Source organism: Aurantimonas sp. 22II-16-19i, from assembly GCF_002088275.1.
Lineage (GTDB): Bacteria > Pseudomonadota > Alphaproteobacteria > Rhizobiales > Rhizobiaceae > Jiella.
Window position 1 is genome coordinate 40,642 of the sequence record NZ_AQQS01000040.1, and the last position, 13,995, is coordinate 54,636.

The 13,995-nt window shown below is 68.3% G+C and carries 13 protein-coding genes; 10 read left to right on the forward strand and 3 right to left on the reverse strand.

What is annotated here, in order from left to right; genetic code table 11:
• The first annotated feature begins 149 nt into the window (after positions 1-149).
• The 7 genes from rfbF to ATO4_RS23095 all read left to right on the forward strand — a co-directional run bounded on the left by rfbF (position 150) and on the right by ATO4_RS23095 (position 7,182).
• Entirely contained in the window at positions 150-923 is a 774-nt protein-coding gene (rfbF, locus tag ATO4_RS23065) for a glucose-1-phosphate cytidylyltransferase (protein WP_083594123.1), read from the forward strand.
• Entirely contained in the window at positions 914-1,996 is a 1,083-nt protein-coding gene (rfbG, locus tag ATO4_RS23070; protein WP_083594139.1) for a CDP-glucose 4,6-dehydratase, read from the forward strand. The genes rfbF and rfbG overlap by 10 nt, the downstream gene beginning before the upstream one ends.
• Entirely contained in the window at positions 1,996-2,526 is a 531-nt protein-coding gene (gene rfbC, locus ATO4_RS23075; RefSeq protein ID WP_083594124.1) for a dTDP-4-dehydrorhamnose 3,5-epimerase, read from the forward strand. The genes rfbG and rfbC overlap by 1 nt, the downstream gene beginning before the upstream one ends.
• The gene (locus ATO4_RS23080; RefSeq protein WP_083594125.1) at positions 2,523-3,833 is read left to right on the forward strand and encodes a glycosyltransferase family 2 protein; all 1,311 of its coding nucleotides are present in this window, start codon (positions 2,523-2,525) and stop codon (positions 3,831-3,833) included. The genes rfbC and ATO4_RS23080 overlap by 4 nt, the downstream gene beginning before the upstream one ends.
• Positions 3,834-3,835: 2 nt before the next feature.
• Positions 3,836-5,125 (forward strand): class I SAM-dependent methyltransferase, encoded by a 1,290-nt coding sequence (locus ATO4_RS23085; protein ID WP_083594126.1) that lies wholly within the window; start codon positions 3,836-3,838, stop codon positions 5,123-5,125.
• Positions 5,126-5,181: 56 nt separating this feature from the next.
• Complete coding sequence (locus ATO4_RS23090) at positions 5,182-5,919, forward strand: hypothetical protein (RefSeq protein WP_083594127.1); 738 nt, start codon at positions 5,182-5,184, stop codon at positions 5,917-5,919.
• A 66-nt stretch (positions 5,920-5,985) separates the two neighbouring features.
• Complete coding sequence (locus tag ATO4_RS23095) at positions 5,986-7,182, forward strand: class I SAM-dependent methyltransferase (protein WP_176223130.1); 1,197 nt, start codon at positions 5,986-5,988, stop codon at positions 7,180-7,182.
• A 3-nt stretch (positions 7,183-7,185) separates the two neighbouring features.
• Here the strand turns inward: ATO4_RS23095 and ATO4_RS23100 are convergent, their stop codons facing one another.
• Genes ATO4_RS23100 through ATO4_RS23110 form a run of 3 tightly spaced genes read right to left on the reverse strand, consistent with a single transcriptional unit; the run spans position 7,186 to position 10,396 of the window.
• Positions 7,186-8,445, reverse strand: a complete 1,260-nt coding sequence (locus tag ATO4_RS23100) for a glycosyltransferase (RefSeq protein ID WP_083594129.1) — start codon at positions 8,443-8,445, stop codon at positions 7,186-7,188.
• A gap of 6 nt (positions 8,446-8,451) precedes the next feature.
• Positions 8,452-9,525 carry a radical SAM protein gene (locus ATO4_RS23105; protein WP_083594130.1) on the reverse strand — a complete coding sequence of 358 codons (1,074 nt, stop codon included), beginning with the start codon at positions 9,523-9,525 and terminating at the stop codon, positions 8,452-8,454.
• Between the two features lie 19 nt (positions 9,526-9,544).
• Positions 9,545-10,396 (reverse strand): NAD(P)-dependent oxidoreductase, encoded by an 852-nt coding sequence (locus ATO4_RS23110; protein ID WP_083594131.1) that lies wholly within the window; start codon positions 10,394-10,396, stop codon positions 9,545-9,547.
• Between the two features lie 130 nt (positions 10,397-10,526).
• On the opposite strand from ATO4_RS23110, the gene ATO4_RS23115 reads away from it, so the two are divergent.
• From ATO4_RS23115 to ATO4_RS23125, 3 genes are read left to right on the forward strand one after another with little or no spacing between them, the layout of a single operon-like run.
• Positions 10,527-11,729: an FkbM family methyltransferase gene (locus ATO4_RS23115; RefSeq protein ID WP_083594132.1), complete on the forward strand. Its 1,203-nt coding sequence runs from the start codon at positions 10,527-10,529 to the stop codon at positions 11,727-11,729.
• Complete coding sequence (locus ATO4_RS23120; RefSeq protein WP_083594133.1) at positions 11,726-12,895, forward strand: FkbM family methyltransferase; 1,170 nt, start codon at positions 11,726-11,728, stop codon at positions 12,893-12,895. Before ATO4_RS23115 ends, ATO4_RS23120 begins: the two co-directional genes overlap by 4 nt.
• The gene (locus tag ATO4_RS23125; protein ID WP_083594134.1) at positions 12,892-13,713 is read left to right on the forward strand and encodes a cephalosporin hydroxylase family protein; all 822 of its coding nucleotides are present in this window, start codon (positions 12,892-12,894) and stop codon (positions 13,711-13,713) included. Before ATO4_RS23120 ends, ATO4_RS23125 begins: the two co-directional genes overlap by 4 nt.
• The last annotated feature ends 282 nt before the right edge of the window (positions 13,714-13,995 follow it).

Below are 13,995 nucleotides of genomic sequence, written 5' to 3' on the forward strand. Positions count from 1 at the left end.
GGCTCACGCAAGTGCTTTGCGAGTATTTCGCAGGCATCTGGAGGATGGGCTGCGAAAGTTCCCGATGGCGACCAAGACTGTGGGGCGAATGAGATCGTGAATATCGATCTAAAGACTTACGATTTCGCCCGTGACCGCGGAGCCACGGCATGAAGGTGGTCATCCTGGCCGGCGGTCGCGGTTCGCGGCTGAGCGAAGAGACGACGCTGCGGCCCAAGCCCCTGGTCGAGATCGGCGACAAGCCGATCCTCTGGCACATCATGAGCATCTACGCCCATTTCGGCTTCGACGACTTCGTCGTCTGCGCCGGCTACAAGGGCTACCAGATCAAGGAATACTTCGCCAACCTGGTGCTCCACCATTCCGACATCACCGTCGATCTCGGCGCCAACACGATCCGATACCACCAGTCGAGCCGGCCGAACTGGAAGGTCACCATCGTCGACACCGGCCTCGACACGCTGACCGGCGGCCGGCTGAAGCGGATCGCGCCGTTCCTTGCGCCGGACGAGCCCTTCCTGATGACCTATGGCGACGGCGTCGCCGACATCGACGTCGCCGCCGAAGTCGCCTTCCACCGCGCCCACGGGCTGAAGGCGACGATGTGCGCCATCGCCCCTCCCGGCCGCTTCGGCACCGTCGAGATCGAGGGGAACCGCGTGGCCGCCTTCGTCGAGAAACCGACGGCCAACCGCCAGCGGATCAATGGCGGCTTCTTCGTTCTGGAGCCCTCCGTGCTGGAGCTGATCGACGGCGACGGAACCTCCTTCGAAGGCCCGCCGCTGGAGAAGCTGACAGCGGAAGGCCAGCTCGCCGCCTTCCGCCATGACGGCTTCTGGCAGCCGATGGACACTCTGCGCGAGCGCGACCAGCTGGAAGAGCTGTGGCGGACCGGGCGCGCCCCGTGGAAGCTCTGGCCATGAGCGGTTTCTGGACAGGGCGCCGGGTCCTCCTCACCGGCCAGACCGGCTTCAAGGGCGCCTGGCTGAGCCTCTGGCTGGAGCGGCTGGGCGCGGTGGTCACGGCGGTCGGGCTCGAGCCCGAGACCGATCCGTCGCTGCATGGCCTGCTGGCGCCCTTCGACGGCCAGACGCATCATCTCGCCGACATCGGCGATCCGGCGGCGCTGGAGCGCATCGTCGCCGAGGCCCGGCCGCAGGTGGTGTTCCATCTCGCCGCGGAAGCCATCGTCCAGCGCTCCTATGCCGATCCGGTCGAAACCTTCCGGACCAACGTCATGGGCACCGTCAACCTGCTGCAGGCCTTGCGCTTCGCGCCGGAGGCGCGGGCCGCCGTGATCGTGACCACCGACAAGGTCTATGAGAACGACGAGGCCGGCACGCCCTTCGCAGAGGGCGACCGGCTCGGTGGCAAGGATCCCTACAGCGCCTCCAAGGCCTGCGCGGAACTCGCGACGGCAAGCTTTCGCGCCAGCTTCTTTGCGGCAGGCGGGCCGGCGATCGCCACGGCGCGGGCCGGCAACGTCGTCGGCGGCGGCGACTGGGCGGCCGATCGGCTGATCCCGGATTTCGTGCGCGCCATGCAGCGGGGCGAGCCGGTCCGCCTGCGCTCGCCGCTGGCGGTGCGCCCGTGGCAGCACGTGGTCGAGCCGCTCGCCGGCTATCTGACCCTCGCCGAGACGCTGGCGAGCCATCCGGAAAATGCCCCGCAGGCGGTGAATTTCGGGCCCGATCCCGAGCAGTTCGCCAGCGTCGCAAAGGTGGCGGAAGTGCTCGGCCAGGCATTCCGGCTGCCCCTGCCCTGGCTTCCGGCCGGCGGCGCGCATCCGGCGGAGGCGCGGCAGCTGCGGCTGTCGTCGCGGCTGGCGGCCGAGACGCTGGGCTGGCGACCGCTGCTGTCGCTGGAGGAGACCCTCGCCTGGACCGCCGAATGGTACGAGGCCTATCCCGCCGGCGCCGACATGCGCGCTTTGACCGCTCGCCAGATCTCCGCCTACGAGGCGCTCCGGCGCACCGCCCGGGCGAAGGCCGCCTGATGCGCTTCGTTCCGACCGCCATCGACGGCGCCTTCCTGATCGAGCCGGAGCCGGCCAGCGACGCGCGCGGGCTGTTCGCCCGCACCTTCTGCGCCGAGACCTTCGCCGGGAAGGGCCTCGCGGCCCACTTTCCCCAGCACAGCACGTCGTTCAACCCGCAGCGCGGCACCCTGCGCGGCCTGCACTACCAGGACGCCCCGAAGGGCGAGGCGAAGCTGGTGCGGGCGACGAGTGGCCGCATCTTCGACGTCGCGGTCGATCTGAGGCGGGATTCGCCGAGCTATCTCGCGCATGTGGGCGCCGAGCTCGATGCCGAGCGCCGCAACGCCTTCTACATTCCGGAGGGCTGCGCCCACGGCTTCCTGACGCTGAGGGAGGATTGCGAAATCCTCTACCTCGTCTCCGAGACCTATGCGCCGGATCTCGCACGGACCGTCCGCTGGGACGATCCGGCCTTCGCGGTCGCCTGGCCGGCCACCCCCACCCTCATCTCGCCCCGCGACGCCACCGCCGAGGATTTCATCCCATGACCATCTCCGTCGATCCCGCAAAGCTCGCACTGGCAGAGACTTCGGAGCCATCCGGCCGGCCGGCCGGCGTCGTCATGAGCCTTTGCGTCCCGACCTACAATCGCGCGCGGTTTCTCGAGCATCTCTTCCCGCATATCCGCGAGGCCGCGAAGGCCTTCGACTTCTCCTACGAGATCGTCGTCTCCGACAACGCCTCGCCCGACGACACGCGCGAGGTCGTCGCGCGCTTTGCGGCCGAGGGCCTGCCGATCCGCTATTTCCGGCAGGAGGAGAACAAGCGGCTGTCGAACCAGTTCTCGGCCTTCCGCCACGCCCGCGGCGAGTTCCTGGTCTATCTCGCCGACGACGACCTGATCATCCCGGAAGCGCTGGCCGACAACATCCGCTTCATGATGGCGAATCCGGAGATCCGGGTGCTCTACACGCCCTTCGAGATCTACAACGCCCTCAACGACGAGCGGCACTGCCTGTTCTACCATCTGCGCCAGCCCGTCGAGATGTTCCGGCCGGGCCAGGAGGTGGACCTCCTGAAGATGCTGGTCGAGAACCACGTCATGCCGGAGATCGGCATCTACCGGGCCGAGGCGGTGCGCCAGCTCGTCTCGGCGCCGCAGTTCTGCTACTGGGCCTTCACCTATCTGGCGACGATGATCTCGCAGGGGCCGATCGCCTTCCGCGACGTGCCCTACTATCGTTCGGTGACGCTGACCCCGGTGATGCCGAACCGGCACCAGGAAGGCACCCACGACAATCTCTACAACTGGGATGCGTTTCGCGGCGGCATCGAGTTCATGATCTTCAGCCTCCTGAAGCGGCTGGACCTCGCCCCGGACCGGGAGCTGCAGCGGATATTCCGCGACATGGTCGACAGTTTCCTGTCCATGCGCATGCATGTGTCGGTGCGGCTCTGGCTCGGCCGGCGGGACTATCTGAAAGCCTATGAGCTGATCACCCGGCTGAGCTATCTCAACCCGGCGAGCGTGAAGAACATCGCCGGCGTCGAGCAGCTGCTGCCGCTGGTCAGGGCGCAGGTTCTGGCGGGGCTTGCCAACGGCATCGCCGAGCTCGACCGCCTCGTCGTCGACGGCGTCGCCGATCTTGCCGGCTTCGAACGGACGCTGCGCGATCTCGGCCTCAAGCCGCACATCGCCGTCGTCGCGGCGGATGCCCCTGCGGCGGGAGACGGGCAGGCGACGAGCCTCGTCTTCACGACAAACGATGCGATGCGCCAGCGCTTCACCGATGCGGGCTTCGAGACCGGGCTGATCGTCTCGAGCCGCGACATCGACGCGAACTTTCCGATCTGACGATGATCGCCGCTGGAGCCATCCTCGCCGCGACGCCGCCTTCGCCGGACCGGCCGGCCGCGACCTCCTGCCGCCATTGCGGCGCCGCCCTGGCGAAGACCTTTCTCGACCTCGGCAGCGCCCCGCCCTCCAACGCCTATCTCGGCGAAGCCGAGCTGCGGGCGCCGGAGACGAGCTACCCGCTGCGACTCCTGGTCTGCGAGGGATGCTGGCTCGTCCAGACCGAGGATCATGCCGGCCGCGAGACGCTGTTTTCCGGCGACTACGCCTATTTCTCGTCGGTCTCCTCGTCCTGGCTCGACCATTCCCGGCGCTATGTCGATGCGATGATCGCACGCTTCGGCCTCGGGCCGGAGAGCCTCGTCGCCGAAGTCGCGGCCAATGACGGCTACCTGCTGCAATATGTGAAGCAGGCCGGCATCGCCTGCTACGGCATCGAGCCGACCGCCGGCACCGCGGCCGCCGCGCGCTCGAAGGGCATCGACATCGTCGAGGCGTTCTTCGGCCGGACCCTTGGCGAGCGTCTGGCCGCCGAGGGACGGGCCGCGGACCTCGTCGCCGCCAACAACGTCCTCGCCCACGTGCCGGACATCGACGACTTCGTCGCCGGCTTCGCCGCCCTCCTGAAGCCGGCCGGCGTCGCGACCTTCGAGTTCCCGCATCTGTTGCGGATGGTCGAGGGGGCGCAGTTCGACACCGCCTATCACGAGCACTATTCGTATCTCTCGCTCGCGGCGGTCCGCCGTATCTTCGCGGCGAACGGGCTCGCCATCTTCGACGTCGAGGCGCTTGCCACCCATGGCGGCAGCCTGCGGGTCTTCGCCAGCCGGGCGGACGGCGTGGCGCGGCAAGCCTTGCCCGAGGTCGCGCGGGTGCTCGAAGCGGAAGCCATGGCCGGCATGGGCGGGCCGGAGTTCTATCAGGGCTTCCAGCGCCGGGCCGAGACGATCAAGGACGATCTCCTCGCCTTCCTGATCAAGGCCAGGCGCGAGGGCAGGAGCATCGCCGCCTATGGCGCGGCGGCCAAGGGCAACACGCTCCTCAACTTCGCCGGCGTCAGGCCCGACCTCCTGCCTTTCGTCGTCGATCGCAGCCCCGGCAAGCAGGGCCGGTTCATGCCCGGCAGCCGCATTCCGATCGTCGGCGAGGACCGCCTGAAGGCGGCGCGGCCCGATTACGTCCTGCTGCTGCCGTGGAACCTCAGGGACGAGCTGACGGCGCAGCTGTCCTATGTCCGCGACTGGGGCGGGCAATTCGTCACGGCGGTGCCGGAATTGACGGTGGCCGAGTGAGCACTGCCGGCGAAGCGGCGCGGCGCCGGACGGCCGCAGCAAGGGAAGACGCATCCATGCAGACATTCAACGGCACCCATCAGTCCGGCATCCTGCTCGCCTGCATGCCCAAGAGCGGCTCGTCCTCCGCCGCGCGGATGATCAGCGGCTTCCCGAATGTCAGGCTCGCCTTCCTCGTGCCGGCCTTCGACATTCGCGAGCAGGAGATCGATCTGAAGATCCTCGAGCAGCAACTCTCGGCCAATGTCGGTCAGACCTTCGTCGCCCAGACCCATGTCTGTCTGTCGAACACGACGCGCACCTTCATCAATGACAAGCTGCTGGTCCCGCTGGTCTCGACCCGCAATCTGCCCGACGACCTGATCTCGTCGATCGACCACTACGCCCAGACCGACAATGCGAAGGAGAATTTCCTCGTCCCGGAGGGTTTCAACGACAGGCCGCTGGAGGAGAAGATCGACTATGTCATCCATTTCCAGACGCCGTGGCTGCTGAAATTCTTCAAGTCCTGGATCCGATATGAGCGGTTCCGGGAAGTCTGGTTGAAATACGAAGACCTTTCGCGCGACAATCTGGACTACCTGCGGAAGATTCCGGCGATGCTGGGGCTCGACCTCGTGATCGATGTCGCGGCCGACGGCCCGCAGCATCTCTCGACGCGGCGGCTCAACAGGGGCGTCAACGGCCGCGGGCGCGACCTGATGTCGCCATCGCAACTCGAGCTGATCGAGAAGATGATCGCGATGTACGACATCCCGCGCGAGTATCGCGGCTATCTGATGACCGGCGAGTGAACCGGCGTCTGAATGCCACCGCCACGCCTTGACCGGTCGCTTCGACCACGGGGAGGAATGAGCCCGATGACGCCATGCCATGCCTGCGGCGAGACCGCCCGTCCGATCGAGGGCGTCGTCTTCCGCGATTTCGACGGCTCGCTGTTCTCCCGCGCCGGGGTGATCCGCCATTGCGCGTCCTGCGGGCTCGGCGCGGTGGACACGGGCCTGTCGGACGCGGAGATCGCACGCCACTATGCCGACGACTGCCTCTATGTCGAGATGACCGGCGTCGGGGTCGGCGGCAACACGCCGGAGGACCTCGCCCGCTACGGCCATTATGCCCGGATCATCGCGCCGCATGTGGACGAGATCGCCGCCAAGGCCGGCCTCGTCGACGTCGGCTGCTCGCGCGGCGGCATGCTGCGCGACTTCAAGGCCCGCCATCCGGACCTGCCGCTCACCGGTATCGATCTCGACGCGACCAGCCTCGCCTCCCTCGCCGAGGCGGGCATTGCCGCGAAAGCCGGCAGCGCGCTCGACCTGCCACTCGAGACCGGCAGCCAGTCGATGCTCTCCTTTCTCCACGTCTTCGAGCACATCCTCGACACCGACGCGGTGCTGGCGGAGGCCTCGCGGGTTCTGGCCGAGGACGGGCTGATCCTCGTCGAGGTGCCGGATGCGGCCGACTACGGCGCGGCGGATGCGCGGGTCGGGACGATGTTCTGGCTGGCGATGAAGGAGCACGTCTATCATTTCACGGAACGCTCGCTGACGGCGATCCTCGCCCGCAACGGCTTTGCGGTTCTGGAGACGGTGCGCTCCCACCTGCCGATGCGCGCCGGCAAGGCCTATCCTGCCCTCACGATCCTCGCCCGCAAGCGCGGGGACGCGGCCGCGATTGGCCTCCCTGCCCCGGCCACGCCCGATACCGCGCTGCCCGATCACATCGCGGCGGAGAGCCAGGCCTTCGCCGAACAGGAACGGGCGCTGTCGGCCTTCATCGCGCGCCACGAGCGCCTCGCCTTCTGGGGCATGAGTCTGGAATTCCTCAGCCTCTGGGCCCGGCTGGGAGACCGGCTGAAGGAAGGCCATGGCGTGCGGCTGTTCGACGGCAATGCCGGCAAGCAGCGGCTGACGGTCGACGGCATCGCGATCGCCCCGGCCGGCCCGCCACAGCCGGCCGAGGGGCTGATCGTCTGCGCCTACATGGCCAGCGAGGCGATCATGCGGGAGGCTGTGCGCCTCGGCTGGGATGCGGACGACATCCTCGTCCTGGAATAGCGCTCAGTCGCCGCGGGCAAGGGCAAGGAGCGCGGCATCGTCCGGGAAGCAGCGGCGGAAATGGGCGAGACTGCCCTTGGCGGGCGTCGCGGCGAACAGCGAACCCGCGCCCGGTACGGCCTCGCCCGGCCCCGTGGCTGACACCCCGCCGAGGCTCGCCGCGAACCAGGCGGCAGGCGTGTCGCCGAGCGCTCCGGCATAGTCGCGCGCACGCTTCGGCGCGGCCATGGCTCGGGTCTGGATGTCCCGGAAGACGCTAAGGCTCGCCGCCGGCCTGTGGGTGCGCGCCACCCGCCGCGCCGCCTCGGCGCCGAGGCTGGCGACAGCGCCGGGATGCCCGGCCATCCAGTCCAGCCAGCCGGCGGCCTCGGCGATGCTCGCAGCGACGATCCCGGTTTCCTGGTGGGTCACGATCGCCCGTTCGGCCGGATTGTCGAGGACGAGCGGGCAGAGGCCGAGGGACATCGCCTCGATAAGGGCGTTCTCGCCGGTGCCGTAGTGGCCGGGTGCGAGGAGATGGACGAAGACGTCGAGCCCGGCGAGGGCCGCGGCCGGATCGTCGGTGTGCCCCTCGAACATGACCCGCGACGGCTGCCGCATCGCCGCGGCCCGCGCCGCGACCGCGCCGCCGGGATCGCAATGGCCGAATAGCCGGACGCCGATGTCGCAGGCCGCGCCGTCGATGGCGTCGAAGAAGCGGGGGTGGAGCTTGGCGAAGTCGAGCGTGCCGACGAGGCCGAAGCGCAGCGGCTGTCCGGCTACGCTCGGGCGCTTGGGTATGGCATCGAAACCGAAGCCGGAATTGGCCACCGCGAAGGCCTGCGGGCGGGCGGCGATCAGTGGCTTGAGGTTCGCCGCCTCGAAGGAGCAGGCGGAGGTGAAGGCCGTGACCCTGGCCAGGGCAACGAGGTCGGCCGGGATGACCGGCGGCGCGAGGCCCGAGACGTGGGTCCACAGCAGCAGCCGATGGGGCGGCAGTTCGGCCCGCGCGAGGCATTCGTAGAGCCGGGGATGGCTCCACCACTCGACCTGCAGGATGTCAGCCGCGGCGACGAGGCGGCGCAGCGCGTCCGGCGCCGGCTGGACGATCACCTCTGCGCCGGTCGCCAGGATCTGATCGGCAAAACGTCCGTCCTGCGGCGTCTCGAGGAGAACGAAGCGATGCTGCTCGGCGTTCCCCTGTTCCCGCCGGGCCTCGGCCAGCGCCGCATGGGCCTTGCCGACCCCGCCGCCGAGATGCGGCGCGAGATGCGTGACGTGCATCGGCGACTACTCGGCAGCTTCCGGCAGGCGCCTGAGGCCGCCCGGCGCCGGCACCGAGGCGTCGGGACGGACGACGTCGCGGAAGCGCGCGAGCAGGGTCTCGCGATACGGGTCGATGTTGTCGGGCAGGCAGTGGGTGAGCTGGCCGCAGCCGCCGCAGACGGCGTTCTCGCAGCGCTTGCCTTCCAGATGCTGCAGCCGCAGGGCGTTCATCTTGTCGGAGGTCCAGATATCCTTCATCGACTGCCGACGCGCGTCGCCGATCACCAGCTTGCGCTCCCAGTCGAGAAAGCAGGAGCTGACGAGACCGTCGGCATTCACCGAGTAGCCGTAGAAGATATACGGGCAAGTATCCGTATCGCCGACATCCTGCTGGTAGATGCCGCCCTGGATCTTGACGCCGGTATGGGCCTCGATGTCGAATTCCGGCCAGCAGGGCGCGAAGTTCTCGATGAAGATGCGGTCGCAGTGGTCACCGAAGGTGTCGTAGAATTCCTGGCGCTGGGCCTCGGTGATCAGTTCGCCGGGGATCTTCACCACCACCTCGCACTGGCCCTTGTTCTCGTAGAGCCAGCGGACGTTTTTCACGAACCCTTCGAAGTCGAAGTCGGTCTTGGTGAAGCGGCTGTACTGCTCGCGGGTCATGCCGTCGACGGAGATGTTGATCTTGTCGAGGCCGGCCTCGATCACCGGGCCGAGCCGTTCCGGCGTGATGAAGGTGCCGTTGGTGGTGGTGTCGATGTATTCCACATGGCCGCTCGCCTTGGCATAGGCGATCATGTCGGCGAGGCGCTTGTTGAGGAAGGGCTCGCCGTCCTTGTAGAGCCGCAGCACCTTGATCGGGCTCTCGAAGGCGCCGAGGTCGTCGACGATCTTCTGGAACAGGTCGTATTTCATCGCGCCCTGATACCGACCCGTATCGCGGATCATGTCGCGATGGCCGGTCGGGCAGAACGAGCACTGGAAATTGCAGGCGCTGGCCGGATCGACGAAGACCACGAAGGGCGTTGCCAGCGGGATCACCGTTTCGAGCCGGGTGCGGCCCTCGAGATTGATGCGCGGCTTGATCTCGGCTTTCATCGCGGGCAGCTCTTTCGGTCTATTGCGGCGCAAGGTTCGGCACGCCGACGACGGCGGCAGGATCGGTTGCCCTTGCGGGCGCCGATCCGAAGTCCAGCAGATCGCGCTGGCCGGTCTCGTCGGCGATCGCCTCGACGAACGCCCGCAGCGTGACGGCGCGACCTGAACAGACGTTGATTGCGCCAGCCTGTTCACCCGACACGATCCGCGCGATCATCCCGCCGGCAACCTGGACGTCGAGGAAGTCGCGCAGCTGCGTGCCGGCGGAGAGCTTCGCCGGCTGGCCGGCGGCGAGCGCGGCCCGCACATGCGGCACCAGGCGGGACGGATGCTCGCCCTCGCCATAAAGGTAGAAGAGGCGGGCCCAGGAAAAGCCGATGCCCTCATTGGCGAGGTGGCGCGCGAGGGTCGTTTGGAGCGCCAGCTTCGCGGTCGCATAGAGCGTCGTCGGCCCGAGCGGCGAAGCAACCGTCAGACGCTCCGACGGCAGGGCATATTCGAAGCAGGTGCCGAGGCCGACGACATGGCCGATGCCGGCACGCGCGGCGGCGCAAGCGAGCGTCAGGCTGCCGGAGAGGCAGGCCAGATTCTCCGCCGCTTCGAGATAGCGCCCGGGCTCGACATACCAGGCGGCGTGAACGAGGGTGTCGATGCCCTGGCAGGCGCGCTCCAGCGCTGCAGGGGTTTCGGCAAAGAGATCGGCGGTCTCGACGACGTCGGCGGGAGCGACGAGCCGGGCGTTCGAGCCGGGCCGGATCAGCACCCGCACGGCGTGGCCCTCGGCCACGAGGGCCCGGTGAATGTGGCGGCCGACGAAGCCGGTGGCGCCGGTGAGGAGGACGCGTTTGTCCGCGGTCTTCGGTTGGGGCATGATCGGTGGCCGGATCCTTCCTTCGGGAAGCACCGCGCGCCCTCCCGTTCCGCCCGCACCCTCGGCCGCAAGGTTTGCGCGAGTCTGACCCGCCATAAGCGCTAAGAATTCTGGCATCGGACGATCGAAGATGGACGCCGTTCTTGCGCATGGCGCGACCGCCCGGACGCTCCCGGCCATGCCGGTCGCGCAGGACGCCTTCGCGCTCCTCTGCGAAGCGAACGGCCATGCGCCGGCGGGCGGGCCGGTCCGACTGGATGGCAGGCCCCTGTGGCTCTACGGCGCCGGCAATCTCGGCCGCCTCGCCCGGGCGCATCTCGGTGTCGTCGGCCAGGAGATTTCAGGCGTCGTCGACGGGAATGCCGCGGCTCACAGGGACAGCGATGCTTGGGCTGGGCTCGACGTTCGGGATCCGGCCGACGTTCCGGCCAAGACCAAGGCGGATGCGCTGCTCGCCGTCTCGGTGGTGACGACGCCCTTCGTGCCGCTGCGCGCCGCGCTGCTTGCCGCGGGTTGGGGGCAGGTCGTGCCCTTCTACGATGTCGCCGAGGGATTTCGCGACCGCCACCCGCTGTCCAACGGCTGGTTCGCCGAGAGGATGGACGAGGCCGCACTCGGCCGGGCAAGCGAGGTGCTCGCGGGCCTTGCGGACGATGCCTCCCGCGCCCACTACCTGCGCTTTGCCGTCTGGCGGCTGTGCCGGCAGGAGTGGGATTTTCCCACAGCGCCGGTGACGACGGGCGACCGCTTCTTCATCCCCGGGACCCTCGCGGCGTTCCGACCCGGCGAGCGCGTCCTCGACGCCGGCGCCCATCGGGGCGAGCTGGTGCCGGCGTTTCATGCTGCGCTGGGGGAGCGGCTGGCGAAACTCTGGGCGGTCGAGCCGGATCCCGCCAGCCTCACGGCGCTGCATGCGGCAAGGGAAACCTGGCCTGCAGCGCTCAGCGAGCGGGTCACGATCATCGACGCGGTCCTTGCCGAGAAATCCGGGCGCTGCCGCTTTCACGCAGGCCTCGGCTATGCCTCGCAGATCGCGGCGAGTGGACAATGCGAGCGGGACGCCACGACGATCGACGCCCTCGGCCTCGAGCCGACGGTGATCAAGCTGCATCTGGAGGGCGGCGAGCTCGCAGCGCTGAAAGGCGCGATGACGAGCGTCCGGCGGCACCGGCCGATCCTCATGCTGACGGTCTATCACGACGCGGCGGGTCTTCTCGAGACGCCGCTGTACCTGATGCGCAACCTCGACGGCTACGCCGTCCTGATGCGCACGCACAGCCATTGCGGCACCGGGGCGGTGCTCTACGCCATCCCGAAGGAGCGGATGCGATGACCACGCTCTTGCCGGCGGGCGATGCCGCGCCCCCTCTCCCCCTTCTCGAGGATGCCGCGCCGGACCTGTGGCCGGAGATCGAGCGCGAGGTGGCGCAACGCTCCGCCGCCGTCGCGGCGGCCCTCGGCGCCGACCGGCTCAGCCTCCTCGGCTGCGGCTTTCACGGACGGCATGCCGCGGCGAGCCTTCAGGACGAAAACCGCCGGCCGGCCGCCTTCTTCGACAACGACCCGCGCAAGGTCGGCACGCGCCAGGCCGGGCTGCCGGTCCTGTCGCTGGACGACTACCGGCCGTCGGAGCACGGCTTCGTGCTGATCACCGCGCGCCACGTGGTGCCGGTGCTGTCGCGCCAGCTCGTCGGACGAGGCATCCTGCATCTGTCCTACGACGCCTTCTTCGTCGCGCGGCATCTCGGCCGGTTTCTGGCCGTGCGCGAGCGCTTCTTCGACGAGCCGCAGTCCCGCATGGTGTTCGACCGACTGCTTCTGGCGATGCTGACGGGCGACGCCGCGCCGCTCGCCGCCATCGTGTCGCCGGACCAGTATTTCCATTTTCCGGCAGAGGCCCGCCTGGCGCGTGAGATCTTCGTTGATGCCGGTGCCCATGACGGCGACACGATCGCAGCCTTTCTCGAGGCCCATGAAGGCCGGTTCGAGAGGATCTTCGCCTTCGAGCCGACGCCCGCGACCTTCGCCGCCCTCGCCGGCAACGTCGAGCTGCTGGCCGCGCGGTGGGGCTTTGCGAGGAGCGACGTGGCCTTGTTCAACGCCGGCGTCGGGGCGGCGAGCGAGACGCTCGGGATTGCCGCCGACCCGGCGATGCCGACCAGCAACGCGCTGGTGGCGCCTGCGGGCGGCGACGGCGAGGGCGTCGCGGTGGTGCCGCTGGACGAAGCTCTCGGCGGCGCGAAGGTGACCTTCCTCAAGGCCGACGTCGAGGGCATGGAACTCGCCCTGCTGCGCGGCGCGGCGCGCACTATCGCCACCCATCGGCCGAAACTCGCCATCAGCCTCTATCACCGGATGGAGGATTTCCTCGACATTCCGGCCGCCATCGCCGAGCTTTCGGGCGACTATCGGCTCCGGCTGCGCCATCATACGGCAAGCCTTCTCGAAACCGTCCTCTACGCCTCTTGCGCAGACCAGCCATCGGACAGGACCCCATGAACGAGAACGATCCCGTCGAACAGTTCCGCCGCTACGTCGCCGGCAACATCGAGGGCGCCGGATCCGACAGTGGCTTCCGCGGTCTCTCCGAGGTCTGGGTGCGCGAATCGATCCGGCACAACTACGCCCAGAACTTCACCTGGCTCGGCCGCCCGATCATCCAGGTGCCGCAGGACACCTACGCGATCCAGGAGCTGATCTGGGCGTGCCGCCCGGACCTCGTCATCGAGACCGGCATCGCCCATGGCGGCTCCTTGGTGATGAGCGCCTCGATGCTGGCGATGCTCGACTATTGCGACGCAGTGGAAGCCGGATCGACGCTCGATCCCGCCGCCAGCCGGCGCAAGGTCGTCGGCGTCGATATCGACATCCGCGCCCACAACCGCTCGGCCCTCGATGCGCATCCGATGCGCCACAAGCTGCATCTCCTGGAAGGCTCGTCCATCGATCCGGCGGTGGCCGACCAGATCTTCGCCCATGCCGAGGGCTACGACAGGATCATGGTGTTCCTGGATTCCAACCACACCCATGACCACGTCCTCGAAGAATTAAAGCTCTACGCCCCGCTGACCTCCAGGGGCTCCTACTGCGTCGTCTGGGACACCGGCGTCGAGGACCTGCCGGCCGACATGTGCGGCGACCGCCCCTGGGGCAAGGGCGACAATCCGAAGACCGCCGTCTGGGCCTATCTCGCCATGCTGGAGACGGACGGCGCCACGGGCCGCGACGGCGCGCCGCTGCGCTTTGCCACCGACAAGACGATCGAGACCAAGCTGATGATCACCGCCTCGCCGGACGGGTTCTTAAAGCGGGTGTAGGTGGCGCGAGAATCATAGTTGGTCCGAGGCGCGGGCCGATAATGGCCGAGCCGAGGCCCGCACGCGTCATCATCGACGCGTGATCGCGGACGGGCCGCTCGCATCGCCGATGCGCTCAGAGCAATGGCTCAGGAATGAGAAGCCTCATCTTCGGACCGCACTCTACGGGAGGCGGTCACAAGCGTCCTGACGGATCGAGGATCGCGAGGATGCTTCAGGCCAACCGCCTGAAAGGAATGGTGGGTGATGTAGGGATCGAACCTACGACCCGCTGATTAAGAG

Bases quoted from the DNA above. Each gene is read 5' to 3' on its own strand.
- ATO4_RS23100 (WP_083594129.1), bottom strand. From the start codon at position 8,445: ATGCACGTCACGCATCTCGCGCCGCATCTCGGCGGCGGGGTCGGCAAG.
- ATO4_RS23080 (WP_083594125.1), top strand. From the start codon at position 2,523: ATGACCATCTCCGTCGATCCCGCAAAGCTCGCACTGGCAGAGACTTCG.
- ATO4_RS23125 (WP_083594134.1), top strand. From the start codon at position 12,892: ATGAACGAGAACGATCCCGTCGAACAGTTCCGCCGCTACGTCGCCGGC.
- ATO4_RS23110 (WP_083594131.1), bottom strand. From the start codon at position 10,396: ATGCCCCAACCGAAGACCGCGGACAAACGCGTCCTCCTCACCGGCGCC.
- ATO4_RS23105 (WP_083594130.1), bottom strand. From the start codon at position 9,525: ATGAAAGCCGAGATCAAGCCGCGCATCAATCTCGAGGGCCGCACCCGG.
- rfbF (WP_083594123.1), top strand. From the start codon at position 150: ATGAAGGTGGTCATCCTGGCCGGCGGTCGCGGTTCGCGGCTGAGCGAA.
- ATO4_RS23120 (WP_083594133.1), top strand. From the start codon at position 11,726: ATGACCACGCTCTTGCCGGCGGGCGATGCCGCGCCCCCTCTCCCCCTT.
- ATO4_RS23085 (WP_083594126.1), top strand. From the start codon at position 3,836: ATGATCGCCGCTGGAGCCATCCTCGCCGCGACGCCGCCTTCGCCGGAC.
- ATO4_RS23090 (WP_083594127.1), top strand. From the start codon at position 5,182: ATGCAGACATTCAACGGCACCCATCAGTCCGGCATCCTGCTCGCCTGC.
- ATO4_RS23115 (WP_083594132.1), top strand. From the start codon at position 10,527: ATGGACGCCGTTCTTGCGCATGGCGCGACCGCCCGGACGCTCCCGGCC.
- ATO4_RS23095 (WP_176223130.1), top strand. From the start codon at position 5,986: ATGACGCCATGCCATGCCTGCGGCGAGACCGCCCGTCCGATCGAGGGC.
- rfbC (WP_083594124.1), top strand. From the start codon at position 1,996: ATGCGCTTCGTTCCGACCGCCATCGACGGCGCCTTCCTGATCGAGCCG.